Origin of the sequence: Gordonia sihwensis NBRC 108236 (assembly GCF_000333035.1) — a bacterium.
GTDB lineage: Bacteria > Actinomycetota > Actinomycetes > Mycobacteriales > Mycobacteriaceae > Gordonia > Gordonia sihwensis.
In genome coordinates this window covers 1-21809 of sequence record NZ_BANU01000008.1, presented here as the reverse complement: position 1 = coordinate 21809, position 21809 = coordinate 1, and the positions used below count along the sequence as shown (strand labels likewise).

General features: G+C 68.0%; 18 protein-coding genes and 2 tRNA genes. 8 read left to right on the top strand and 12 right to left on the bottom strand.

Annotation, left to right across the window (positions count from 1 at the left end):
* Positions 1–14: 14 nt before the first annotated feature.
* The 3 genes from GSI01S_RS05645 to GSI01S_RS05635 form a co-directional block, all read right to left on the bottom strand.
* A complete protein-coding gene (locus GSI01S_RS05645; RefSeq protein WP_006895504.1) occupies positions 15–1331 on the bottom strand; it encodes an ABC1 kinase family protein in 1317 nt (438 codons plus the stop codon).
* The gene (locus tag GSI01S_RS05640; protein WP_006895503.1) at positions 1328–2242 is read right to left on the bottom strand and encodes a hypothetical protein; all 915 of its coding nucleotides are present in this window, start codon (positions 2240–2242) and stop codon (positions 1328–1330) included. The genes GSI01S_RS05645 and GSI01S_RS05640 overlap by 4 nt, the downstream gene beginning before the upstream one ends.
* A 69-nt stretch (positions 2243–2311) precedes the next feature.
* The gene (locus GSI01S_RS05635) at positions 2312–3757 is read right to left on the bottom strand and encodes a zinc-dependent metalloprotease (protein WP_006895502.1); all 1446 of its coding nucleotides are present in this window, start codon (positions 3755–3757) and stop codon (positions 2312–2314) included.
* Between the two features lie 101 nt (positions 3758–3858).
* Here GSI01S_RS05635 and GSI01S_RS05630 point away from each other — a divergent pair, with 101 nt between their 5' ends.
* Complete coding sequence (locus GSI01S_RS05630; protein ID WP_006895501.1) at positions 3859–4899, top strand: YlbL family protein; 1041 nt, start codon at positions 3859–3861, stop codon at positions 4897–4899.
* 19 nt (positions 4900–4918) lie between these two features.
* On the opposite strand, the gene GSI01S_RS05625 is transcribed toward GSI01S_RS05630, so the two are convergent.
* A complete protein-coding gene (locus GSI01S_RS05625; RefSeq protein ID WP_006895500.1) occupies positions 4919–5485 on the bottom strand; it encodes a PPA1309 family protein in 567 nt (188 codons plus the stop codon).
* A 131-nt stretch (positions 5486–5616) separates the two neighbouring features.
* Here GSI01S_RS05625 and GSI01S_RS05620 point away from each other — a divergent pair, with 131 nt between their 5' ends.
* On the top strand, positions 5617–8604 hold the full coding sequence (locus tag GSI01S_RS05620; RefSeq protein ID WP_085950741.1) for a UPF0182 family protein: 2988 nt from the start codon (positions 5617–5619) through the stop codon (positions 8602–8604).
* Positions 8605–8685: 81 nt separating this feature from the next.
* Here the strand turns inward: GSI01S_RS05620 and GSI01S_RS05615 are convergent, their stop codons facing one another.
* Positions 8686–8976, bottom strand: a complete 291-nt coding sequence (locus GSI01S_RS05615; protein ID WP_006895498.1) for a hypothetical protein — start codon at positions 8974–8976, stop codon at positions 8686–8688.
* Positions 8977–9191: 215 nt separating this feature from the next.
* Here GSI01S_RS05615 and GSI01S_RS05610 point away from each other — a divergent pair, with 215 nt between their 5' ends.
* The 4 genes from GSI01S_RS05610 to GSI01S_RS05595 all read left to right on the top strand — a co-directional run bounded on the left by GSI01S_RS05610 (position 9192) and on the right by GSI01S_RS05595 (position 11537).
* Complete coding sequence (locus GSI01S_RS05610) at positions 9192–10439, top strand: MCE family protein (RefSeq protein WP_006895497.1); 1248 nt, start codon at positions 9192–9194, stop codon at positions 10437–10439.
* Positions 10440–10525: 86 nt separating this feature from the next.
* A tRNA-Met gene (locus GSI01S_RS05605) sits at positions 10526–10599 on the top strand.
* Positions 10600–10817: 218 nt separating this feature from the next.
* A tRNA-Met gene (locus GSI01S_RS05600) sits at positions 10818–10891 on the top strand.
* 70 nt (positions 10892–10961) lie between these two features.
* Positions 10962–11537, top strand: coding sequence for a TetR/AcrR family transcriptional regulator (locus GSI01S_RS05595; protein WP_006895496.1), 576 nt, complete (start codon positions 10962–10964; stop codon positions 11535–11537).
* Between the two features lie 24 nt (positions 11538–11561).
* Here the strand turns inward: GSI01S_RS05595 and GSI01S_RS05590 are convergent, their stop codons facing one another.
* Both GSI01S_RS05590 and GSI01S_RS05585 read right to left on the bottom strand, forming a co-directional pair.
* Positions 11562–12392: a cytochrome c biogenesis CcdA family protein gene (locus GSI01S_RS05590; protein ID WP_006895495.1), complete on the bottom strand. Its 831-nt coding sequence runs from the start codon at positions 12390–12392 to the stop codon at positions 11562–11564.
* Between the two features lie 15 nt (positions 12393–12407).
* Complete coding sequence (locus GSI01S_RS05585) at positions 12408–13115, bottom strand: DsbA family protein (RefSeq protein WP_006895493.1); 708 nt, start codon at positions 13113–13115, stop codon at positions 12408–12410.
* Positions 13116–13198: 83 nt separating this feature from the next.
* Between GSI01S_RS05585 and GSI01S_RS05580 the strand changes: the two genes are divergently transcribed.
* The gene (locus GSI01S_RS05580; RefSeq protein ID WP_006895491.1) at positions 13199–13633 is read left to right on the top strand and encodes a hypothetical protein; all 435 of its coding nucleotides are present in this window, start codon (positions 13199–13201) and stop codon (positions 13631–13633) included.
* A 37-nt stretch (positions 13634–13670) separates the two neighbouring features.
* Here the strand turns inward: GSI01S_RS05580 and GSI01S_RS05575 are convergent, their stop codons facing one another.
* Together GSI01S_RS05575 and GSI01S_RS05570 are read right to left on the bottom strand one after the other, a co-directional pair.
* Complete coding sequence (locus GSI01S_RS05575) at positions 13671–15038, bottom strand: MBL fold metallo-hydrolase RNA specificity domain-containing protein (RefSeq protein ID WP_006895489.1); 1368 nt, start codon at positions 15036–15038, stop codon at positions 13671–13673.
* 141 nt (positions 15039–15179) lie between these two features.
* A complete protein-coding gene (locus GSI01S_RS05570) occupies positions 15180–15503 on the bottom strand; it encodes a transglycosylase family protein (protein WP_006895487.1) in 324 nt (107 codons plus the stop codon).
* Between the two features lie 266 nt (positions 15504–15769).
* On the opposite strand from GSI01S_RS05570, the gene GSI01S_RS05565 reads away from it, so the two are divergent.
* Entirely contained in the window at positions 15770–17647 is a 1878-nt protein-coding gene (locus tag GSI01S_RS05565) for a propionyl-CoA synthetase (protein WP_006895485.1), read from the top strand.
* Here the strand turns inward: GSI01S_RS05565 and GSI01S_RS05560 are convergent, their stop codons facing one another.
* Genes GSI01S_RS05560 through GSI01S_RS05550 form a run of 3 tightly spaced genes read right to left on the bottom strand, consistent with a single transcriptional unit; the run spans position 17648 to position 21467 of the window.
* Positions 17648–19366, bottom strand: coding sequence for a lipase family protein (locus GSI01S_RS05560; RefSeq protein ID WP_006895484.1), 1719 nt, complete (start codon positions 19364–19366; stop codon positions 17648–17650).
* A gap of 54 nt (positions 19367–19420) precedes the next feature.
* Complete coding sequence (locus GSI01S_RS05555; protein ID WP_006895483.1) at positions 19421–20044, bottom strand: TetR/AcrR family transcriptional regulator; 624 nt, start codon at positions 20042–20044, stop codon at positions 19421–19423.
* Positions 20045–20081: 37 nt separating this feature from the next.
* Positions 20082–21467 carry a lipase family protein gene (locus tag GSI01S_RS05550; protein WP_006895481.1) on the bottom strand — a complete coding sequence of 462 codons (1386 nt, stop codon included), beginning with the start codon at positions 21465–21467 and terminating at the stop codon, positions 20082–20084.
* Positions 21468–21809: the final 342 nt, after the last annotated feature.

The window sequence follows — 21809 nt, the reverse complement described above, 5'->3', positions numbered from 1 at the left end:
CGTCGCGTCGCCGCTCAGCTCGCGAGGCCGGGCACCCATTCGTTCAGAATCGCGCGATACGGTGCCTCCGCGTCGAGTTGAGCGGCGATCCCGACACATCCGATGAGGACACGGAAGACCATCACGTACTCGCGTGGAACATTCAGATTCCGCGACGTCTTGTAGACGTCGCCGTTGATGTCGGTGGCCATCCCCGCCGCGCGCTGCAGCCACTTGCGCGTGAAATGGAAGGTGTCGCTGTACAGCGGATCCACGTACGGCTGCAGGTAGTTGGCGAGGTCCTCCGGGCTCACGCGGTCGGCGTGCGAAGCCTGAATGAAGTTGGCGGCCACCATCTCCTCGCGCAGTTCGTCGTACCGCCTGTCACGCGCGAGGGCCAGAATCGGGCCCGTGTTCGCAGGCAGCCCGTCCGGGTAGTGCCCGACGGCACCGAAATCGAGGATCCCGAAACGCCCGTCGTCGAGAACGTAGAAGTTTCCGGGGTGCGGATCACCGTGCAGCATTCCCACACGCGCAGGCGAGCTGATCTCAAAGGTCGTCATCTTGGTGGCGGCGTCGTTGCGCTGCTCCTGCGTGCCCTCGACGATCAGCTTCGACAGCCGGGTGCCGTCGATCCACTCCGAGACCACGACCTTCGGCGCACTCGCCACCACCTTCGGAACCAGGAAATCCGGATCGCCGTCGAAGGCGCGGGCGAACGCCCGCTGGTTGTCGGCTTCGGTGATGTAGTCGAGTTCGTCCTCGGTCCGGTCGATGAGCTCGTCCACCATCGCCTTGACGTCAGTGCCGGGCGAGAGCTTCTGAATCAGTCCCGACATGCGGCTCAGGGTCTTCAGATCGGCCTTCAGGGCATGGTCGGCGCCCGGATACTGGACCTTCACCGCGACCTCGCGGCCATCGGACCACACGGCCTTGTGAACCTGGCCGATGCTGGCGGAGGCGGCGGGCTCGTCGCTGAACTCGCGGAATCGTTCGGGCCAGCGGGTGCCGAGCTGCTGATCGAGCACCTTGTGCACGGATTTGGCGGGAAGCGGCGGCGCTTCCGCCTGCAGCTTGGTCAGCGCTTCCCGGAAGGGCTCACCGAATTCGTCGGGGATCGCGGCCTCCATGATCGAGAGCGCCTGTCCCACCTTCATGGCCCCGCCCTTGAGTTCCCCCAGGACCGCGAACAATTGCTCGGCGGTCTTGTTCATCAACTCGGCGTTGACTTCTTCTCGGCTCTTGCCCGCGATCCGCTTGCCGAACCCGGCGGCAGCGCGCCCGGCCATGCCCAGGGGGAGTGCGGCCAGTTTCGCGTTGCGACGACCCTGGCCGCGTGTGATCTCGCTCAATGGTGTCCTTTCGCCGCGTGATCGAGGATAGTGGAAACCGTTTCGCCCGGTGCACCGCCGCATCGCACGAAGCATTCGCAGCGCGGATGCACCGGTGCCGGGGCGAGCGTCATCCCGCACGGCAGCGGCCGGAACTCGAGCCGCTTTCCGGCCACCGCCGGCGGCGCCGGATCCGCGGCTCGCAGTGCCGCGCCGATCTCGCCGATCTGCGCGTGCGCCATCGCCACCGTCGCCAGACGGGTCGCGGTCCCGCCGGCGCCGGCGACCCCCTGCAGGGTGGCGGCGAGCACCGGCCATCCGGGATCGACGTCGGTGCGGTGCAGCTCGAGGCACCGCAGGCAGCTGGTGGCTCCCGGCAGCACCAGCGGCCCGACGACCCCCACGTCGTCGTGGATGTGCACCGCGAGGTGGGGGATCCGCGCAGACATCAGCGGCTCGTACACGGCCGGGTCGGGAACCGGCTGGTCGGCGAGAACCACCAGCTGCGGCCGGGGCCCGGGACCGCCGAGCGGACCGCGCGGATCGCAGACCTCGGTCCGGTGTCCGTCGAGCGGCAACCCGGACAGCAGCAGCCTGGCGATTTCGCCGTGACCGACGATGCCGATGGCGAGGCGTGCGGATGCAACAGTTTCGGACTCCACCGCCTTGCCCGCGGCGACCAGCCGGTCGAGCATCTCCCAGAACCTCGACGCCGAGAGACCAGACGACCGCAGATCACGGCGCAGATGGCGGTAGCGCTGCGGCGTCCGGAGGCGTTGCAGAAGCGCCGCGACCGCAGCCGTCGACACTCCGCGACCGAGTTCCACCGTGAGCGCGGTCAGCGGGTCGGAGCCGATGTGCAGCCGGCCGTCGGGGCGGATGAGGACCGGTGTGCCGGACGTGAGAACCGGGAGCGCGTCGCGTGCGGGCATGACGACCACGCTGGCAGCGCAGCCGGTTCTCGGCGAACCCGAATTCCACAGGTTCGACGAGCTCTGGAATCAGCGCTGGTCGGAACCCTCGCCGTCGCCGCCGGAAGCTCGGCCGTCGTCGCCTGGCTCGGCGTCACCGTCGCCGCTCTCGGCAGTGAACTGGCGCTCCAACTCGGCGATGGCGTCGTCGATACCGGAGACGTCGCCTCCGACGATTCGGTCGATGAAACCCGCCGGATTGTCGAGGTCGTCGGCGTCGGGAAGCAGGTCCGGATGGCCCCACACACCGTCGCGCGTCGCGATGTCCGACGCCTCGGTGAGCGCCCGCCACAGGGCGGCCGCCTCACGCAGTTTGCGCGGACGCAGATCCAGACCGATCAACGTCGCGAAGGTCTGCTCGGCGGGACCGCCGGACGCGCGGCGCCTGCGCATCGTCTCACTGAGCGCGGCCGTGCTCGGAATCCGGTCTCCGAGCGCATTCGACACCACCAGCTCCACCCAGCCCTCGACGAGTGCGAGCAGCGTCTCCAGACGGCTGAGCGCCGCCTGCTGCGCCGGGGTCGTCTCCGGTTCGAATGAGGCGGCCGAACCCATCAACTCCTCGAGCTTGCCCGGATTGGAGAACAACTCCTGCGGGTCGATCTCCGTCGCCAGATTCTGCAGTCCGCCGAGGTCGATGCGGATGCCGCGGGCGTACTCCTCCACGGTCGCCAGCAATCGCTGCTTGAGCCACGGAACGTGCGCGAACAATCGCACGTGCGCGGCTTCCCGCGCCGCGAGGAAGACGACGATCTCCTGCGCGGGCAGATCGAGTCCCTCGGCGAATCGCGCGATCGCCTCGGGAAGCAGCACCCCGAGACCGTCCGGCGCCAAGGGCAGGCCGATGTCGGTGGAGGTCAATACGCCCCCGGCAAACTGCCCCAGTCCCTGACCCAGCTGGGTCCCGTACATCGTGCCGCTGAGCTGGCCGATCATCGCCATCATCGGGCCGGCGAAAGCCTTCGCCTCCTCGGGCAGACCGGCGTCCATCGTCTTCGACATCTGCTCGGCGATCGGATCGCACAGCGTCCGCCACGTCGGCAGCGTGTTCTCCAGCCAGTCCACGGGCGTCCACGCCGCCGTCGAACGGATCCCCGCGGGCATCGCGGTCTGCTCATCGAGCCAGACCTCCGCCAGCCGGACCGCGTCCGCCACCGCCTGGTGCTCCTTCTCGAGCATCGGAGTGAACGAGCCGATCTGCCTGCGCGCCAGGTTCGCGGCCACGTCGTAGTTGACGGGACCGGAGCCGCCGCCGGCCATGCCCGCGCCCATGCCGCTGAACATGTTCCCGAGTTGACTGAACAACTGACCCAGCTGCGAGGGATCGACCGCGCCGCCTTCGCCCAGCGGGAATCCGAAGGGGTTCGACGGGTCGCCGCCCGGCGTGCCGCCGCCGCTCTGGCCACCGTTGTTCTTGTCCGGGTCGTTCTTGTCCCGGTCGTTCGACGACGAGAACCCGAAGGGCAGATCATTCATACCTTCAACGGTACCGGGCCGAAGCTCGGCACATCTCCCGTCGCTGCGCTCGCCCGGTCACCTGCGGGCTCCGGGAATCGGGCTGCATTACCCTGGGCCGGGTGACCATCAAGCCCGCCCATCGCCGTATCGCCACGATCACCGTCGGCGTGGTAGTCCTCCTGGCGTTCGTCATCGCAGGCATGACGCTTCGGGTGCCGTATGTGGCGCTCGGGCCCGGCCCGACGGTCAACACGCTCGGCGACGTGGAGGGCAAGCCCGTCGTCGAAGTGACCGGAGCGGTGGACCCGGACCCGAAGGGCAATCTCAACCTCACCACGGTCTCGCTCCGCGACGGACTCTCGCTGTTCCAGGCGCTCGGAATGTGGGCCTCGGGTACGTACGAACTGCAGCCGCGTGAGCTGTACTACCCGCCCGACCAAACGGTGGAACAGGTGCAGCAGCAGAACACCGAGCAGATGAGCGGCTCGGAGACCAACGCGACGATGGCCTCGCTGAACTACCTGCACAAGCCGGTCGCGATCGGCGTCGGCGCCGTCGCGAGCAAGGGGCCGGCCGACGGCAAGCTCGCTCCGCGCGACCGCATCCTCACCCTCGACGGCGTCGCGATCGACGGGCCCAAGGCACTCGCCGACGTCCTCGCCCGGCACAAGCCCGGCGACGAGGTGGAACTGACGGTCCAGCGCGGACCGCAGCGACTGACCCAACAAGTCAAGCTCGGGGCCCGCCCGGACGATCCCGCCAAGGCCTTCCTCGGGGTGACGCCGCAGATGATGGCAGCGGACCCGAATATCAACATCGTGTTCAACGTCGGAGACATCGGCGGACCGTCGGCGGGTCTGATGCTGACCCTCTCGGTGATCGACCACCTGACGCCCGGCGACCTGTCACACGGTCAGTTCGTCGCGGGCACCGGCACCATCGACCCGAACGGCAAGGTCGGCACCATCGGCGGCATCCCGCACAAGATCAAGGCGGCCCGAGACGCCGGAGCGACGGTGTTCCTGGTTCCGGCCGGCAACTGCGATGCCGCGAAGTCCGATGCGCCCGACGGCATCGAACTGGTCAAGGTCGACACGCTGACCGACGCGGTGAACGCGCTCGACACCCTCGGCACCGACGAGGCCCGCCCGCACTGCTGAATCGGCACTGCTGAATCGGTCAGCCGTGCAGAGTCTCGGCGAGAGCGTCGAGCAGATTCGGTGCGATGTCCGGGTGAGTCTGCAGATCCCCCGACTGCTGCTCGCCCTCTCGGAGCGCGAGCAGCGCCACCCGCTGCCCGGTGCGGAGCACCCCCGCCGCGAGCCGTGCCGTCTTCCGCTCGGGATGGCTGTGAGCGGCTCGCCGCGCCGCCTCGTCGGCGGCGTCGGGATCGGCCAGCAGCGGTTCCAGCGCCGCGTCGAGATCGGCCTCGGCGTCGGGCGGCAGCAGGGTGATCTCGGTGACGACCGCCGAGCCCACCACTTGCTCCGGCCACGCGACGGTGGTCAGCAGCTCTTCGAGGTCGGCGGTGCTGGTCTCCTGCACCACCGGGCTCAGAGCGGAGTCGTCGCCGGGATCGACGAGGCCCGGCGCCTGGGACGCGAGCACCGCGGTCGGTACCAGGGCGAACAGTGTCGGCGCCGAGCCCCAGGGCAAGTCGGAGGCGTAGGCGAGGCACTGGGCGAGGGCATTGCCGAGATCGGCTTGGGAGAAGCCGGCGCCTGCGGAATCATCGGAAGACGTCACGCGCCCATTGTGCAGCCTGGACGGTTGCGGCGGAGAACGGAGCCGACTCGGGCGAATCGGTAAGCTGGTCGGCATTGCTGTCGCACGCGCGCGAGCAGAGACGAATCAGGGAGCTTATACAAGTGGTGAGCATGACCGGATCGGGCGGACGGCCGACGTTGTCCCGGAGGGCGAAGATCCTGATCGGGATCGGTGTCGGACTGCTGATCCTGCTGTTGGTGGGTCCGCGAGTGGTCTCACTGATCACCGACTGGCTCTGGTACTCCGACCTCGGGTACTCCGAGGTGATGTCCACCATGCTCACGACGCGTCTGGTGACCTTCCTGGTGGTCGCGGTCGTGGTCTCGGCGATCGTCTTCGGCGGCATCTTCGCGGCCTACCGTGCACGTCCGGACTTCGTGATGCTGGCGAGCCCCACCGACCCGCTGGCGCGCTACCGGACGGCGGTGGGCATGCGGCCCAAGCTGTCGGTTCTGGTGCCGTCGGTGTTCATCGGCATCGTGGCGGGTCTCATCGCCCAGGGCTCCTGGGCCACGGTTCAGATGTTCATCAATCGCGAACCCTTCGGGATCAAGGATCCTCAGTTCGGCCTCGACATCGGGTTCTACTCGTTCTCGCTGCCGTTCTTCCGGATGATGCTCGACATCATCTTCATCTCGCTCGTCATCGCGTTCATCGGGAACCTGATCACGCACTACGTCTTCGGCGGACTGCGGCTCGGCGGCGGCGGACGTCGCGGATCGTTGACGCGGGCGGCACGCATCCAGTTGGCCGTGATCGCCGGACTGTTCATGATCGCGAAGGCCATCGGTTACTGGTTCGACCGATACGACCTGCTCAGCAGTGACCGGCGCGGCGACATCTTCACCGGCGCCACCTACACCGACATCAACTACGTGCTGCCGTCGAAGCTGATCCTGATGGCGATCGCGATCGTCTGCGCCATCGCATTCTTCGCCGCGATCGCCCTGCGCGACCTGCGCATCCCGGCGCTGGCCGCGGTGCTGATGCTGCTCTCGGCGCTGGTGATCGGCGTCGCGTGGCCGGCGGCGATGGAACAGTTCGCCGTCAAGCCCAGCGCCGACACGAAGGAAGCCGAGTACATCGAACGCAACATCGCGGCGACCACCGAGGCCTACCGGATCCGCAACGGCAAGGACGTCGTCTACGACAACGACTGGGCGCGCAGTCCGGCGAATCCGGCCACCGTCAACTCCGACGCGGCGACGCTCTCGAACATCCGCATCCTCGACCCGGCGGTGATGTCGACCGCGTTCTCGCAGCGGCAGGCGCTCAAGAACGTCTACGGCTTCCCCTCGCAGTTGGCGGTGGACCGCTACCCGGTCACCCAGGACGGCGAGACCCAGCAGCGCGACTTCATCGTCGCCGCGCGCGAACTCGATCCGTCGCGCCTGAGCGGCAACCAGAACAACTGGCTCAACAAGCACACCGTGTTCACTCACGGCAACGGGTTCATCGCCGCGCAGGCCAACAAGGTCGACGAGGCACCCAACGGCGACACCAATTCCGACTCCGGCGGACTCCCGGTGTTCCTGGTCTCCGACGTCAACACGGTGAATACACCCGAGTACAAGGCGACCGCACCGATCAAAGTTCGTGAGCCGCGCATCTACTTCGGCGAGATGATCGCGAAGGTGAACCCCGACTACGCCATCGTGGGTACGGGCGGCTCGGACGAGGGCCGCGAGTACGACGGGGACAACGAGAACTACCGCTACCGCGCCGATTCCGGCGTTCCCCTCAGCAACTGGGGTACGCGTCTGCTGTACGCGCTCAAGTACGGCGAGCGCAACTTCATCCTGTCCAGCGCGGTCGGCGACCAGTCGCGGATCCTGTACGACCGCGATCCGCGCGACCGGGTCAAGAAGGTGGCGCCGTGGCTGACCACCGACTCCAAGACCTACCCTGCGGTCATGGCCGACGGCTCGATCAAGTGGATCGTCGACGGCTACACGACCCTCGACAACTATCCCTACGCGCAGCGCATGGCCTTGCAGGCGGCGACGGCCGACTCCCGTCAGTCCGACGCCGGGCCGACCGGGCGCGCTCAGCCCGACCGCGAGGTCTCGTATGTGCGCAACTCGGTGAAGGCAACCGTCGACGCCTACACCGGCAAGGTCGAGCTGTACCAGTCCGATGACACCGATCCGGTGCTCAAGACATGGATGAAGGCGTTCCCCGGCACGGTCAAGCCCAAGTCGGAACTCGACAAGCGGCCCGACCTGCGCGCCCACCTGCGTTACCCGGAGGACATCTTCAAGCTGCAGCGCGAGCTGCTCACGAAGTACCACGTCAACGACGGCACCACGTTCTTCAAGTCGAGCAACTTCTGGACCGTTCCCGCGGACCCGACCGTCGACAAGAGCACCGCTCCGCAGCCGCCGTACTACTTCACCGCGTCGGCGCCGGGCAACGAGGCGCTCTCGCAGTTCCAGCTGACATCGGTGATGACCGCGCTCGCGCGGCCGAACCTCGCGGCGTACATGACGGCGGCATCCGACCCGGACGGATACGGCAAGATCACGGTCAAGACGTTGCCGACCACGACCCAGTCGGTGGGTCCGCAGCAGGCGACCGAGGCGATGAAGAACAGCCCGTCGAGCACCCGTGACCGTCAGCTCGTGGAGAACTCCAGCCTGGTGACCTACGGAAACCTGCTCGCACTGCCTGTCGGCGACAACGGAATCCTCTACGTGCAGCCGATGTACAACCAGGCCAAGACCGGGGACTCGGCGATCCCGAAGCTCTACCGCGTGCTCACGTACTACAACGCGGCGGCGGGCAAGGAGAAGGCGAACGCCGGCTATGCGCCGACCGTGGCCGAGGCACTCCGCCAGGTCGGCATCGATCCGAGTGCGGCGACGGAGCCGGAGATCGAGGGAGGGTCGAGCACGCCTGCGCCGCAGAAGCCCGCGCCGAACACCCAGCAGCCGTCGAGTAGCGGCGACGACGCCGCGCGCGACGCGGTGGTGAAGGAGCTCGGCGAGGCACTCGAGGAGATGCGCAAGGCGCAGTCGAGCGGCGACTTCAAGGCCTACGGCGACGCCCTCGACCGGCTCAACAAGGCCGTCAATCAGTACGAGGCCCTCGGCAACTGAGCCGCGCATATTCGCAAGAATGCCGGCCGATCGGGAATCCGATCGGCCGGCATTCTGCTCGGCAGGGCCCCGCGCCCAGGATCAGGGACGCACTTTGGCCAGATAGCGGGCGATCTCGTCGGGTGTGTTGTCGGGCATCACCGGCGAGTGATGCAGCCGCCTGACGAGGAAGGTGAAGATCATCGCGGAGAAGATCAGGCAGCCGAGTGCGAGCACTCCGTAGGTGATGTTGGTGGGCTTGTTGTCGGGGAGGTCGGCCAAGGTGATGACCCACAGTGCTGAGAAGGCGCCGCCGACCATCAACAGGACGAAGGCCACCAGGCCCATCCAGTGGTTGCCGTGGCCGCTCCTTCTGATCGAGTGATTCGCCATGACTGATCCTCCTAGCTCGTCTGATGATGAATGCCCTGGTAGAGCACCCTCTATCTACCCTCACCATAGCTCAGGAGGTGACAAATATCACATGAAGAATCTGGCTAGCTCGTTTGTCACATACGGTGTCCAGGAGTCGTCGTTGCAGGTGCAACCGACTTACGCTCGGCAGGTCGGATCGTCGGGATTCCGTCAGTCGTGTAGGAAGGTCGCGAATGCCACCCCTGAGCCGTCTGGTGAAACTGCAGCTGGTCGTCGTGATTCTGCTGGGTGTCGGTGCGTCGATCTTCGCGGGCATCCGGTTCGCGCGAATGGACCAGGCGCTCGGACTCAGCGGCTATCGCGTGGTGGTGCACATGCCCGACAGCGGTGGCATCTTCCCCGAAGCCGAGGTGACATATCGCGGGGTCCCCGCCGGTCGCGTCAGCGATATGCGCATCGTCCCCGGTGGCGTCGATGTGGAACTGACCCTCGATTCCGGCCGGTCGTCGATTCCGGCGTCGTCGGTGGCGGTGGTCGCCAACCGGTCCGCGATCGGGGAGCAGTTCCTCGACCTCCAGCCGCCGTCGGGCGCCGGTCCGTATCTGCGCGACGGCTCGGAGATCTCTGAGGTCGAACTGCCTCCGGCGGTGCAGGACGTCGTCTCGTCGGCCATCGACCTCACCAAGACGATTCCGGTCGATTCGCTCCAATCCGTCGTTCGCGAACTCGGCAGGGCGTTCAACGGCAAGGGGGAGGATCTGTCGCGACTGGTCGATTCGCTGGACACCCTGTCGAAGGACGGACTCAAGAGTCTCGACGACACGATCGGCCTCATCAAGAACTCGAACGTCGTGCTCAAGACTCAGGACGAGCAGTCCGACGAGATCCTCGAATGGTCGCGCGGACTCGACAAGGTGTCGGCGCAGCTGGTCTCGTCCGATCCGGCTGTGCGGCGCATTCTGACCGACGGGCCCCGTGCGGCCTCTGCGCTGTCGGAGTTCCTCGACGAGAACGGGGCCGACACCACCAAGCTGATCGGGCAGCTCGGCGGCACGGTCCACGAGATCGCGCCGGCGTCCTACGTCACCGGCATGACCTTCGCGATGCTGTCGAGCCTGTCGGCCAGCAGTCACGCCACCTCGTCGCCCGACGGATCGATCCGTTTCGGCATCGTCCTGGAGACCGGCAATCCGCCGAGCTGTACTCGCGGCTACGAGTCGACGCAGGCGATGATCGCGCGGATCAAGCGTGAGAAGCCCGACTTCGACACCAACTACGACGACTTCCCGTTCAACACCGAGGTCGGGTGCACCGTGCCCGCCGGAAATCCGACCTCCGTGCGTGGCGCCGCGCGGGCACCGCTGGCGAATCCGAACATCGCGCAGCCGTGGGACGGCAACGCCAAGAAGGACCCCGACAAGCTCAATCTCAACCCGCTCGCCACCCAGCTGGCGGCGCTGATGGGCGTGCATCCGCGCTGAGCCGAGCCCTGCCGGTGGCGTGGATCACCTTGGGATTTCATCGATTTGCCTTCGCTGACGCGGCGTGTGTAACGTAGTCGATGCAACGCGGGGTGGAGCAGCTCGGTAGCTCGCTGGGCTCATAACCCAGAGGTCGTAGGTTCAAATCCTGCCCCCGCTACTAGAAGGAAGACCCGCACCGTCACGGTGCGGGTCTTCTTGCATCCCGGGTGCGGCCAGGGTAGTCGGGCTTCAACCCTTCAGCCCCCTTCAACCCGCGACTCGACTCCGCCGCGGGGGCGGGTGGTCGAGGCGGTCTCGGGGATCGGGTACAGTGGACGAGTACGAGTTCGACGGCCAGGATTCAGCATCATCGTCCTGGAAGTCGAATCTTACCGACGCGGGGTGGAGCAGCTCGGTAGCTCGCTGGGCTCATAACCCAGAGGTCGTAGGTTCAAATCCTGCCCCCGCTACCGAACCGAGGAGACCCGCGCCGTGAAGGCGCGGGTCTCCTCGCATTTCACGCGGCATTAGGCTGGACGCATGCACAGTCTCGGTTCCACCCTTCCTCGCCGCGGTCTCAACGCGCGACAACTGGAGACGGTGGGAAGGCTTCTCGACGCGGGCCTGTCGCTGCTCGAGGAGTCGGCCTACGAGGATCTGACGCTTCGGCTCATCGCCGCCGGAGCGAATGTCTCGCCGGCGACCGCGTACACCTACTTCTCGTCGAAGGACCACCTGTTCGCGTCCCTGTTCTGGCGGCAGGTGGCGCAGGCCCCGGAGCCGGAGCTGTCGGGCGAGGCCGCCGACCGCCTGCACCAGACCGTCCGGTACATCGCCGACGTGGTCGGAGCGTCGCCCACGGTCGCCGAGGCGGCCACCAAGAGTCTGCTCGCCGTCGATCCGGACGTGGCGCGGATCCGCGTCGAGATCGGCACCCACTGGTACGGACTGTTCACGCGCGCCCTGGGCGAGGATGTGGACCCGGCGGTCTTGCGAACACTCATGTTCACCTTCTCCGGTGCTCTGCTGGAGGCGGGGATGGGCGTCATCACCTATGACGACCTGTTCGACCAATTGGATTCGGCGGTGACGGTGATCGCCCGCGGCAACGTCTGACCGCGGCCGCGACGTGCATGCGGTTCAGTCGGGTTGCCGCTGCCCCCGCCACCACCACACCACGACCGACGTCACGACGGCGATGATGAGCGCGATGTCGACGTCCGGGCGGGCGAGTGCCTCGGCGGCGGTCTGGAGCCGGTCGGCGACGCCGGACCCGGCCTCGGGATCGGCCAGCCCGACGAAGCCGTCGGTGATCCAGTACGCGCAGCCCGCCGCGATGAGCAGCAGGCCGGTGAACACCGAAGTGCTGTGCCACGACCGGCCCAGGAAGGTGAACTCGCGACCGCGCAGCAGCGCGCGGCCGCGTTCGCCGAACCGGTGCCACACGAGAGCGATCGCGAACATCGGCGCGACGATGCCGGCTCCGTAGACCGCCAACAGGACGCCGGCACCCGCGATCGCCCCCTGAGCCGCGGCCAGCGTGAGGACGGCGCCGAGGATCGGGCCGGTGCAGAACCCGGCGGCGCCGGAGGCCGCACCGAGAAGCAGGCTGCGGACCAGGCCCGTCCGGCGTTGCGCGGCACCCCGCAATCCCTCGATTCCGGGCACCCGGCCGGCGATGTCGAACCCCCGGCCGAACATCGCCAGCAGGCCGAACGCCACGAGCACCGCGGAGGTGAGGGCGACCACCGCCGAACGATGCTCGGCGAACAACCGACCCAGCGCACCGACGCCGATCCCGACGGGTACCAACGTCGCGACGAGGCCGAGGTAGAAGACCAGCGAATGGATCACCAGCCGCGGCCCGGAACCGGCGGTCGATGCGAAGAAGGCGGGCAGGAGCAGAGCACTGCACGGGCTCAGCAGACTGAGCGCGCCGCCGACGAAGGCGGCTGCGAGTCCCACATTCATGGCTGCACGGTCACCTCAGCGTCCGGCGGCGTCGAGTTCGCTCCGCAGCTTGTCGGTGAAGACCTTCGTCGGCTGCGCCCCGAGGATCGGCTGGCCGCCGAGGATGAAGGCGGGCGTGGAATAAGTGCCCGCGGTGAAGCCGTCACTCGCCTTGTTCCGTACCGCCGACAAGACGGTGCGCGACTCGTAGTCAGTGCGGAAGCGGCCGGTGTCGAGCCTCAACTCGCCGGCGAGGGCGAGCAGTGCGTCGTCGGAGAGCGCGCTCTTCGGGCGCGGCCGGCCGTCGGCGAACAGAGCGGCATGGAACTCGCGCAGATGCCCCTGGAGCGCCGCGGAGTAGGCGGCGCGGGCGGCGCGTTCGGACTCATCGCCGAAGATGTTCATGTCCCGGAGTTCGATGCGCAGATCGCCGGCGTCGGCATAGGGCAGGAGTGCCGGGAGCGTGTCGTGCGACCACTTCGCGCAGTACGGGCACTGGTAGTCGGTGAAGACCACGAGACCGACGGGTGCGTCGACCGGACCGAAGGTCATCGGATCGGTCGGATCCCGGTCCTCCCATTCCGAGCGGACCGGCGTCGATGCGGCACTGCCTGCCCGGTCGGCGGAGCCGTCGACCCCGTGCGAGGAACGGATCACCACGAAGACGATCGCGGCGATGCCCGCCAGCACCGCGACGATCGGCACCAGCCGCGACCGGCGGAGCGATGTGCGGTCAGGGGCCATGCGTGCACCATAGCAACGACGCGGAGGCTCGGCGCCGGGAGACGGGGCGCGGCCGGGCCCGGGCGATCTGCGAGACTTGTGCGATGAATCTGACTCTCACCGCTCAGGTGGCGCTGATCGCCGCGGGTGTCATCTTTCTGTGGGCGCTGTTGCTCGGCGTGTGGAAGTACGCCGCCATCATGCGGAGCGAGACCGGACAGGCACACGTATACGTCGACATCGCTCACCGCGCCGCACTCATGTACTCCTTCGCCACCGCCTTGCTGGCTGCGTTCGCGCAGTTCAGCGCGTGGTCGACGGCGGTCAACATGGTCGCGTTGATCGTCGTCCTCGTCTTCTTCGTCGGTGCGATCGCGTCCTACTGCCTGCACGGACTGCGACGCGACACCACCAACCAGTTCCACCCGGCGTCGCCGTCGCTGACCGCGTCGATGGTCGCGCTGATCATCGGCGAGGTGGGCGGCAGCGCGGTGATTCTCGCGGGCTTCATCGTCGAGCAGGCCGGCACCTGGGGCTGAGTGTCCCGAGTGGCGTTCCGGTGCGATCGACGGCGCGTCAGGTCAGATCGAACGTCTGGTTCTGGTGTCCGACGGTGGTCCGCCAGCCGAGGTCGTGGTCGATCCGATGCCGCATCGACTCCGTGGCGTTGGGTTCGCCGTGAACCAGGAACGTCCGGCGCGGCGCCTCGTCGAAGCCACGCATCCATCGGATGAGCTCGTCGGAGTCGGCGTGCGCCGAGAGCATGTGCAGGTTCTCCACCCGAGCGTGCACCGGCAGCCACTCGCCGTACAGCTTGAGGAAGCGTGCCCCGTCGGCCAGCGACCGCCCGCGGGTGCCGACCGCCTGATAGCCGACCAGGACCACCGTGTTCTGTGAGCCGCCGACGAATGCGGCCAGATGGTGCAGGACGCGGCCTCCGGTCGCCATCCCGCTCGCGGAGAGAATGACCTTCGGGCCGTGGTCGGCGGAGATCTGTTTGGAACGTTCGGGGTCGCGGACGTACTCGGCGATCGCGAACATCTCGTCGACGTGTGCCGCGTCGAGCCGATGCGCCGCCGGATGCGAGCGCATCAGTTCGCCTGCGTTGATCGCCATCGGGCTGTCGACGTAGACCGGCACCCGGGGCAGCAGCCCGTCCCGCTGCAGAGTCCAGAGGTGATAGAGGATCGTCTGCGTCCGACCGACCGCGAACGCGGGGATCACGACGGTGCCGCCGCGCTCGACTGTCTCGGTGATGATGCGCAGTAGTTCGGCGGCCGGGTCCGCGTGATCTCGCACGCGATCGCCGTAGGTGGACTCGCACACCAGGTAGTCGGCCCGGGGCACCGGCTCGGGATCGAACATCAGGGGATCGTCGTACCGGCCGAGATCGCCGCTGAACGCGACGGTGACGCCGCCCCACTCCACCTCGACGGTGGCGGCGCCGAGGATGTGGCCGGCGCCCCGGAACAGCGCTCGGACCTCGCGGGTGGGGGAGAACGACTTGTCCGCGGCGCGGGTGTGGAACTGGGCCATGGTCTGTTCGACGTCGGTGACGTCGTAGAGCGGCCGTGCCGGGGAGTGCCGCGTGGCCCGGTGCTTGTTGGCCAGCATCGCGTCGCGTTCCTGCAGATGGGCGGAGTCGCGGAGGATGATGTCGGCCACGTCGCGCGTGGCGGGGGTCGAATAGATCGGACCGCGGAAGCCGTCGCGGATCAGACGCGGCAGGTATCCGGTGTGGTCGAGATGAGCGTGGGTGACGATCACCGCATCGAGTGCCTGCGGATCCACCGGCAGCGAGCGCCAGTTGGTCTCGCGCAGGTTCTTGATGCCCTGGAAGAGCCCGCAGTCGACGAGGATCATCCTCCCGTCGCGCTCGAGGAGATGCTTGGAACCGGTGACGGTTCCCGCCGCTCCGAGGCTGGTGAACGAGAGCGTCGACATCCGGTGGCCTCCTCTGATCGCCTTCACCCGAGCCTAGGCCGTGCCGGCCGCGTGGGTCCGGCGACACCGCGAGGCCGGTCGCTGCGACAGCGACCGGCCTCGTCGGAGAGCGCGGTTCCCGGTTGAGGGGTGCGGGCGTACTTAGAGGTACGCGCCGCAGACCGGCCAGGCGCCGGGGCCCTGGGTGGCGAGCACGTTCTCCGCGACGCGGATCTGCTCCTCGCGGGACGCGTTGTTCGCGCTGCCGGTGCCGCCGTTGGCCTCCCAGGTGGACTGCGAGAACTGCAGACCGCCGTAGTAGCCGTTGCCGGTGTTGATCGACCAGTCGCCGCCGCTCTCGCACTGAGCGACCGCGTCCCAGTTGTGGCCGGTGTCGGCCGAGGCGACGCCGGCGGCCAGGGTCAGCGGGGCGATGGTCAGGGCGCCGGCGATCGCGGCGCGGGTTGCGAGCTTGGTAAGGCTCATCAGGCATTCCTCCTTGGGCGCAGCCCTCGAAAACGGGCTGCGTTCGTGGACGGAAGAGACGCTACGTCGTGAAAAACGTGAGGTCACACCGCGAAACTGTGGTCGGAGACACAATCCGCTTGCTCTTGCAAGCGTGTAATTCTCAGCAAGATCCCAGGTGGGAGCGAGGATTCCGCTGTTATCTTTCCGTGATCAATCCGAGACCAAGTGTGACCGAGTCCACGCTGCAGAAGTGACTCCGGTCACCGGATTGCTACCGTTGTCCAATGGCCACCTACGCAGAAGTCTTCGCCCGCAGCATCGACGATCCCGACGGATTCTGGCTCGACGCGGCGGCGGGCATCGACTGGATCAGTCCGCCGACCAAGGCTCTCGACGATTCCCAGCCGCCGATCTACCGATGGTTCCCCGATGCCACGCTCAATACCTCGGCGAACGCGCTCGACCGTCACGTCTCGGCGGGCCGCGGCGATCGTGACGCGCTCGTCTGGGACTCCGCAATGGTGGGCGAGAAGCGGACGTACACCTATGCCGAACTGCTCGCCGAGGTGTCCCGCTTCGCGGGAGTGCTCGCCGCGCAGGGCGTGGTCAAGGGGGATCGCGTCATCGTCTACATGCCGATGATCCCGGAGGCCGCGATCGCGATGCTCGCCTGCGCGCGGATCGGAGCCGTGCACTCGGTGGTGTTCGGCGGGTTCGCCGCACCGGAGTTGGCCACGCGCATCGACGACGCCGAGCCGGTCGCGATCGTCACCGCGTCGGGTGGACTGGAGCCGGGCCGGACCGTCGAGTATCTGCCGATGGTGCGGGATGCGCTGGCGATCGCGGTGTCGGCGCCGGAGACGGTGATCGTGAAGGACCGACCGCAGGTGGCCGGATCGGCGGGGGACTACGGGTGGCTCGACTGGGACCAGCAGATGGCGACCGCGCGCCCGGCCGACGCCGTCGAGGTGGCCGCGACCGACCCGCTCTACATCCTGTACACCTCGGGAACCACGGGGAAGCCCAAGGGCGTGGTGCGCGACAACGGCGGTCACGCGGTGGCGCTGCACTGGTCGATGCGCAACGTGTACGGGGTGTCGCCCGACGACGTGTGGTGGACGGCCTCCGACGTCGGCTGGGTGGTGGGCCACTCGTACATCGTCTACGGTCCGTTGCTGCTCGGAGCGACGACGGTGATGTACGAGGGCAAGCCGGTCGGGACACCCGACGCGGGGGCGTTCTGGCGCGTCATCTCCGAACACGGAGCGTCGGCGCTGTTCACCGCTCCGACGGCGATCCGCGCGATCCGCAAGGCCGATCCCGAGGCCGCTGAACTGGCCCAGTACGACATGTCGCGGTTCAAGACCCTCTTCGCGGCGGGCGAGCGACTCGATCCCGACACGTTCGAATGGGCCTCGGAGAAGCTCGGCGTCCCGGTGGTGGACCACTGGTGGCAGACCGAGACCGGCTGGGCGATAGTGGCCAATCTGCGTGGACTCGAACCCATGCCGCTCAAGCCCGGGACTGCCACGGTCCCGGTCCCCGGGTACGACGTGCAGGTCGTCGACGCCGATGGCCGCCGTCTCGGACCCAACGCCGAGGGCAACATCGTCGTGAAGCTGCCGATGCCGCCCGGCACGCTCGCGGGGCTGTGGGGCGACGAGGAGCGGTTCCGTTCCTCATACCTCAAGGCGTTCCCCGGCTACTACCTGACCGGCGACTCCGGCTACATCGATGAGAACGGGTACGTCTACGTGCTGGGACGATCGGATGACGTCATCAATGTCGCCGGGCACCGGCTCTCCACCGGGAGCATCGAAGCGGTGGTCGCCGCGCATCCGGCCGTCGCGGAGTGCGCGGTGGTCGGCATTCACGACGACCTCAAGGGACAGCGGCCGAGCGGATACGTGGTGCTCAAGGCCGGTGCCGACATCGACGAGGACCGTCTCCGCGCCGAACTGGTGCAGATGGTCCGCGACGAGATCGGCGCCGTCGCCACCTTCCGCGACGTCACGGTCGTCCAGGCTCTGCCGAAGACCCGGTCGGGCAAGATCCTGCGTAAGACCATGCGGCAGATCGTGGACGGTGAGGAGTACGCGGTGCCCTCGACCATCGAGGACCTCTCAGTGCTCGAGGCCCTGGTGGATCAACTCGGGCACTGATCACGCCGGATGCGGTGCCGGGCAGTTCGGTGTCGGCGCCGCACCCGCGAAACGGTCCTGCGTCCAGGCGATGAGCGACCCGACGGCGGGCGAGTCGTCGTCGATGAGCGTCATGTGCCCGAGCCCCGGGTAGGTGCGGTATTCGAGATCGCTGCCCGCGGCGCATTGGTCGGCGACGTACTCGTTCTGCGACGCCGGCGCGATCACCTCGTCCGACAGTCCCTGGGCGATGAGCGTGGGCCGCGGCAGCCGCGCGCTCGGCGTGTTCTCGGCGAGTCGTGCGCCCAGCGGACCGGACGTCGGGGTGCGCGTGTAGAAGTCGTGGCCGAGAATGAGCGCCTCGGCGAGCGAGACGGGCATCGTGGGCGACCACAGACAGCGCGCCGCCATTCCGCGCATCGGGAGGCGGGCCTGCGTCTTGATGTAGTCGGCGTAGCGGACGTCCGGGTAGGTGCGGGTGTACGCGTCCATCACATACGACGCCAGCAACGCGCCGCCCGCCATCGTCTCCAGCCCGGAGGCGAGAGCCCGCAGATTCGATGCCGGTGCGAGCGCCGCGGTGGCGATCACGCCGGCGTCGGGTGCGTACGACGGAGCCAGCAGTTCGGTCCACAGTGCAGCGTGTCCGCCCTGGGAATGGCCCCACACCACCGTCGACCGAGTCAATGACGCCCCGGGCAGCGCGCGGGCGGCCCGGATCGAGTCCAGTACCGAGCGCGCCTCACCCCGGCCGATCACATACGGCGACGGTCCCGGAGTACCCATCCCGATGTAGTCGGCGGCCACCAGCGCCCAGCCCCGCCCGACCACTTCGTTCAGGCCCGGCAGGTGTGCCAGCGGTGTCGAGGTCATCGACGGGGCGCAGTTCTCGGCGACGCCGGACGTCCCGTGGGCCCACGCGATCAGCGAGTGCGGACCGGGACCGTCCGGAACGACGACGAGACCGCTCGCCAGTGCGGGCCGGTCGCCGCGCGGGGTGGAGTAGAGGATGCGCCACGCGTGAGCGCCCGGCGGGATGCCCGCGGCGGTCGGCTCCGACTTCAACAGGGTCCCCGGCCGCACGCCGGCGGGAAGCTCGGCTCGATAGAACGGGCCGGGTTCCTCAGCGGTGCCGCGGACGACGAATGTCGCGATCACCAGCGGCACGGCGACGATCGTCGCGACCGCTGCCGCGGCCGTCCGCAGCGCGATTCTCGCGGTCCGCTCCCGGCCGGATTCGGCCGCGGCGGTCCGGCCACGGATGCCGGCGAACAGCTCGGCCGCACCGCGCCACACCAGCGCCAGCCCGACGGCCTCGACGACGATGAAGATGCTCACACCCGGCCACGACACCGCGAGCACAGCGGTGGCGATACCGGCTGCGCCGAACAGCACGTCGGCGAACCACGCGGGGCCGCGGCGCGCGGCGCGCACCCATCGGCCCACGCCCCACACCGCGAGCGCGATCGCCGCGGCCACCGCGATACCGAAGATCGACAGACTCCGCCAGATCAGCAGCACGGCACCGACCAGCGGCAGCAGGACTGCGACGGCGAGCCGGAGCGGTTCCCGGCGAGTCTGGGGTTCGATGAGGTCGACGAGTCCGGCCACGACCAAGCCGATCGCCAGTGCGGCGGCGGTCCACGGCACGCTCGCGAACGGGCGGAGCACCAGCAGGACGCCGACGGCGATGGATGCCAGAGCGAGGAGCAGGCGCCCGGCTCTGGCGGCAGTGGTCATCTCATCAGCGTAGGAGGCACTGTGCGGCGCGGAGAGGTTTCGACGCGAGCCCGCTCAGCCCAGAACACCGGGTCGGAGCAGCGTGCGCATCACCCGGAGGGTGTCCTCGGTGGTCAGGTCGGCTGATCGCACCTGCTCGACGATCACGGCGTTCACCGCGCCGATGAAGCCGGTCCACAGCAGCGGGTCGGGCCTCGCGGTGAGCAATCCGCGCTCGGCGCCCGCCGCGCTGATCGCGTCGAGCGAGGCACCCCACCGGGTCCGGCGCTCGGCGCGGTGTTCCTCGAACTCCGCGCTCACACCCACTGCCTCGACGAAGCAGATTCGGGTGAGCCGAGGGTCCGCGCCGAAGAATTCGACGAATGCCCGGATCCCCGCGTCGAACACCGCCTCGATCTCCGCGGCGGTCTCGAGTGACCGTTCGACGGATTCGATGACGGCCGTGCTCGCCGCGTCCTCGGTCTCGTCGTAGACCGTGCGGAGCAGATGCTCGCGGTCGCCGAACTCCTCGTAGAACTGTCGGGATGACAGAGCGGCGTGCCGACAGACCGCTGACACGGACGTCGCCGCGTAGCCGTCGGTGCCGAACAGCGCGATCGCCGAATCACAGAAGCGTCGACGCCGATCGCGGCGACGGTCGTGCATCGACTGGCCGCGATAGAGCCTGGGTTCGGTCACCGGTCCAGGCTAGCGGTCGAGCCCGGACCGGATGCCGCTAGCGCTCCGCGCCCAGAGGTTTGCCGAACAGTGCCGCCAGCCCGGCGCCCACCGCTGCCGAGAACGTCGGCCACCATCGCGGCCGCGACGTCATGGTGAGGTCGTCACTGGTCCGGCAACCCTGTGCGGCCGGCTTGCCGTCGAGCCGATCCTTCAGCCACAACAGTGCCAGCGGCGCACCGGAGACCTCGGCGATGAGATGTTCCGACAGGTGGTCGCGGGTGTAGGTCACCCGAGCACCCGGGCGGCGGCAGTACTGACCGACGAGCCGATCCACCTGGCCCACCGGGATGATCTCGTCGAGCGCGGAGTTCCACATGTACATGGGCATGTCGGGCAGGCTCTTGCCCATCCGGGTGTCGTCGAAGACCCGACGCACGGCGGGTGCCCGCAGCGCGCCGCCCGGTGCGCGGATGAACCCGATGTTGTTCAGGAACGGGAAGGTCGCCGCCTGATACTGCACGCAGAGGGGACCCTTGAGTGCCAGCACCGCCCGGCCGAGCGGATCGAGGTGAGAGTTCATGAAGGTGCGGAAGTAGTCGTACTCGCGGGTGAGTCCGACCACCGCGCCGAGCACGAGGCCGCTGGTCACGTTGTTCTGCGCGGCTTTGAGGACCACCTCGAGATCCGCGGGGACTCCCCCTTCTGCGGCGCCCACGATGTTCAGTTCGGGGGCGTACGTCTTCTTGAGTTCAGCGGTGTGCCCGGTGACGATGGCGCCGCCGGAATAGCCGTACAGGCCGATGGGTGAGGCATCGGTGATCGACGACGGCGCGAATCGCTTGGCGGCACGGAGACTGTCGAGGGTGATGCGGGCACCGAGTGGACCGGCGCCGTAAGCGTGGTTGGGGCCTTCGTGGTCGGGAAGCACCACCGCGTACCCCTGGTTCAGAAAGCCCTGGGCGATGAGCAGTTCGGCGGGAGCGACCACCTGACCCAGAAGGGGACCGGCGTTGAGGTGCTGGACGGCGTACGACGTCGCGCAGTAGCCGGCGGTCGAATCCTCGGCGATCTGCATGGAGACGACCTTGCGCGGGCCGGTCGTGGTGCCGCGCGGCTTGAGGATCGTGGTGACCGCGGGGATCGCCCGACCGCGGGTGTCGGTGGACCGGAAGGTGAGCTGCCACGCGTCCACGTTGATGGGAGCGACTCCGAAGTTCGCGGGGGTGATCCGCCGGGCACGCAAGATCTCACCCGGAGCGGCGGCGGCGACTTCCCGGGCCGGAGGTCGGTAGAAGGCGGGGTCGAGCTCTTGTGGCAGTGGAACGAGCGGCGCCTGCGTCACGGCCGGGTCGGCGTGGGCGGGCGCGACCGGTGTCCCCGCCGCTGTCGCGACGACGGCCACGGCGCTCAGCGCAGCGGCGAGGAATGTGCGTGTTCTCAATTCGACCCCCGTGTGAAACGTTCTTATTTCAAAAGTTTCGCTGAGAGTACACGGGGGTTGCCCAGATCACAATGGATCGTCGGGAAGTGGGAGGTCACCGGGGCGGGTGAGGGGTCGGTGGGCGGTCTCGATGCGCGTCGTCGCTTCGTTCCTCCGCTTACTCGAGGTCCTGCAGGGTGGTGCTTACTCATAGCTCCTATGTCAAGCTGCGGTGTTCAGGGCCGGGTTGATGCGGTTTTGGTAGTCGGTTTCGAGGGCTCGGAAGACGGCTCGGACGATCTGTCGTTTGAGGCAACGCAGGGCCTGCTTCTTCGACATTCCTTCGGCGAGTTTCCTCTCGTA

Coding starts and splice junctions, on each gene's coding strand:
- GSI01S_RS05640 (WP_006895503.1), bottom strand. CDS start 2,242: ATGCCCGCACGCGACGCGCTCCCGGTTCTCACGTCCGGCACACCGGTC.
- GSI01S_RS05635 (WP_006895502.1), bottom strand. CDS start 3,757: ATGAATGATCTGCCCTTCGGGTTCTCGTCGTCGAACGACCGGGACAAG.
- GSI01S_RS05620 (WP_085950741.1), top strand. CDS start 5,617: ATGACCGGATCGGGCGGACGGCCGACGTTGTCCCGGAGGGCGAAGATC.
- GSI01S_RS05615 (WP_006895498.1), bottom strand. CDS start 8,976: ATGGCGAATCACTCGATCAGAAGGAGCGGCCACGGCAACCACTGGATG.
- GSI01S_RS05610 (WP_006895497.1), top strand. CDS start 9,192: ATGCCACCCCTGAGCCGTCTGGTGAAACTGCAGCTGGTCGTCGTGATT.
- GSI01S_RS05595 (WP_006895496.1), top strand. CDS start 10,962: ATGCACAGTCTCGGTTCCACCCTTCCTCGCCGCGGTCTCAACGCGCGA.
- GSI01S_RS05590 (WP_006895495.1), bottom strand. CDS start 12,392: ATGAATGTGGGACTCGCAGCCGCCTTCGTCGGCGGCGCGCTCAGTCTG.
- GSI01S_RS05585 (WP_006895493.1), bottom strand. CDS start 13,115: ATGGCCCCTGACCGCACATCGCTCCGCCGGTCGCGGCTGGTGCCGATC.
- GSI01S_RS05580 (WP_006895491.1), top strand. CDS start 13,199: ATGAATCTGACTCTCACCGCTCAGGTGGCGCTGATCGCCGCGGGTGTC.
- GSI01S_RS05575 (WP_006895489.1), bottom strand. CDS start 15,038: ATGTCGACGCTCTCGTTCACCAGCCTCGGAGCGGCGGGAACCGTCACC.
- GSI01S_RS05570 (WP_006895487.1), bottom strand. CDS start 15,503: ATGAGCCTTACCAAGCTCGCAACCCGCGCCGCGATCGCCGGCGCCCTG.
- GSI01S_RS05565 (WP_006895485.1), top strand. CDS start 15,770: ATGGCCACCTACGCAGAAGTCTTCGCCCGCAGCATCGACGATCCCGAC.
- GSI01S_RS05560 (WP_006895484.1), bottom strand. CDS start 19,366: ATGACCACTGCCGCCAGAGCCGGGCGCCTGCTCCTCGCTCTGGCATCC.